The 1,929-nt window shown below is 34.9% G+C and carries 3 protein-coding genes; 1 reads left to right on the top strand and 2 read right to left on the bottom strand.

The annotated features are described in order from the left end of the window. Window positions 1-102: 102 nt before the first annotated feature. On the top strand, window positions 103-921 hold the full coding sequence (locus tag J2Z20_RS17785; RefSeq protein WP_209853427.1) for an alpha/beta fold hydrolase: 819 nt from the start codon (window positions 103-105) through the stop codon (window positions 919-921). Window positions 922-1,036: 115 nt separating this feature from the next. Here the strand turns inward: J2Z20_RS17785 and tatA are convergent, their stop codons facing one another. Then, entirely contained in the window at window positions 1,037-1,234 is a 198-nt protein-coding gene (gene tatA, locus J2Z20_RS17780; protein ID WP_209853426.1) for a twin-arginine translocase TatA/TatE family subunit, read from the bottom strand. An 82-nt stretch (window positions 1,235-1,316) separates the two neighbouring features. Beyond that, window positions 1,317-1,622 carry a recombinase family protein gene (locus J2Z20_RS17775; RefSeq protein WP_209853424.1) on the bottom strand — a complete coding sequence of 102 codons (306 nt, stop codon included), beginning with the start codon at window positions 1,620-1,622 and terminating at the stop codon, window positions 1,317-1,319. Window positions 1,623-1,929: the final 307 nt, after the last annotated feature.

Below are 1,929 nucleotides of genomic sequence, written 5' to 3'. Positions count from 1 at the left end.
CGTGTAGAACTCCAAGCGATGTTCGCCAACAACAACTAACACAATTTTCTACAGGATAAGGATATTTTCATTTACACAAAATTATTGACGCTTCCATTAAATATGCCATATTGTAAAGTTAGCCAAGCAGAAATATACTATGAAGATTTAGGAGAAGGTAAACCAATTATAATGATACACGGTTATTCTCCCGACCATCGATTGATGAGTGGATGTATGGAACCCATATTTACTAAGAGGGATGGATGGAGACGTATTTATATTGACCTACCAGGTATGGGATTAACAAAAAATTATAATGGTATAAGCAGTTCTGATGAAATGTTGAATGCTGTTTTAGAGTTTATTCAAGCTATAATTCCTAACCAAGAATACATAATTGCTGGAGAATCTTACGGTGGCTATATAGCCAGGGGCATTATTCAAAAGCAAAAAGAGCAACTACTCGGTGCAGCATTTATTTGTCCAGTTATTATTCCTTTTGTAGAAAAAAGAACAGTTGAGAAACATAAAATATTAAAAACAGATGAAAAATTTATTGAAACATTATCAAAGGAAGAAGTAGAGGATTTCAGAAACAATAATGTTGTGCTTAATGAGTACACTTGGTTAAGATACAACCAAGAAATTTTAAGTGGTTGTAAAATTGGAGATGAAAAGTTTTTATATAAAGTAAAGGATAAATATGGATTTTCTTTTGATATTGATCAATCTGATTTTAATAAACCCAGTGTATTCCTATTAGGAAGACAAGACTCTTCAGTTGGATATAAAGATGCACTTAACATAATAAACAAGTATCCGAGAGGAACATTTGCTGTATTGGATAAAGCAGGTCACAATTTGCAAATTGAACAACCACAATTATTTAGCAGTTTAGTAAATGACTGGTTGGATAGAATTGAAGAGTCTCTTAACTAGTTGATGAAGTACGTTAAGTTTGTGAAATAATGTACTTAATCTAACGGGTGCGTTAGTTCAACAAAAATCAACAACAGAGTTTAACAGAGCCTTCACATTAAAAGTAGCTTTAACTTCACTCAGCGCGTTTCTCATCTTGTTTGCTTACTGTTTCTGCATGATCGTCGGACAAGATACCTTTTGTACCTTCCTTAAATTCACGCAGCGTACGACCGGCTGCTCTTCCCAATTGAGGGAGCTTATTAGGTCCAAAGAGAAGCAGCGCTAAAATGGCCAGCAAAATAAGTCCTGGAGCTCCAATATCACTGAACACATCTATACCTTCTTTCTTCAATTCATTAATACATACAATTTAACTCGTAAACATATTCTATGATTCAACATTATACTAGAATTTAACATGAGAAATCTACAATTTCCCCATCCTTAACGGTAAACAGCCTGATGTTATGCTTTTCCAGCATATTCAAAAAACGTTTAAATACAAATAGACTTAAAGCAATCCGAGATAAATCCGTAGCTAGCACGACATCAATTTGATGTAAATCATCCTCTAGAGACGGCAATGATCCTTCGTCACCTTCTTGAATTCTGACGTTAGTTACATGCCATTGTTTACTTCGTGTATATGCATGACATTGTTCTAATTGATCCTCTGTACTTTCTTCATGATGACCTCTTAGGATGATAAGCACATTCATAAGCTACCTCCTACTTCCTAACTTCTAGCCGCATTTACTCCCCCTCTTCCTACATATATCGTTCAGCGCTAAAAATATGTCTAACCTACGTTCCTTTTCAATAGCCCTCACTATTTTCTCTTCCTGTTGCTTCTTTTGTTAGTTTGTATTCCCCCTATTTTAAAAACTTTTCCTAAAGGGTCAAATAATAATAGGGACATATAAAAGGATGAGAACTGCACCCTATAAAGTAGACAGTTTAATAAAAAGAGATGCTGCTATCTACGCAGCGATGAGATGACTTCGGTAAGCTGCCGGAGTCATCTTT

The sequence above is a fragment of the Paenibacillus sediminis genome (genome assembly GCF_017873765.1).
GTDB lineage: Bacteria > Bacillota > Bacilli > Paenibacillales > Paenibacillaceae > Paenibacillus_AG > Paenibacillus_AG sediminis.
This window is presented reverse-complemented; position numbering and strand designations above follow the sequence as displayed.

Coding starts and splice junctions, on each gene's coding strand:
- J2Z20_RS17785 (WP_209853427.1), top strand. CDS start 103: ATGCCATATTGTAAAGTTAGCCAAGCAGAAATATACTATGAAGATTTA.
- J2Z20_RS17775 (WP_209853424.1), bottom strand. CDS start 1,622: ATGAATGTGCTTATCATCCTAAGAGGTCATCATGAAGAAAGTACAGAG.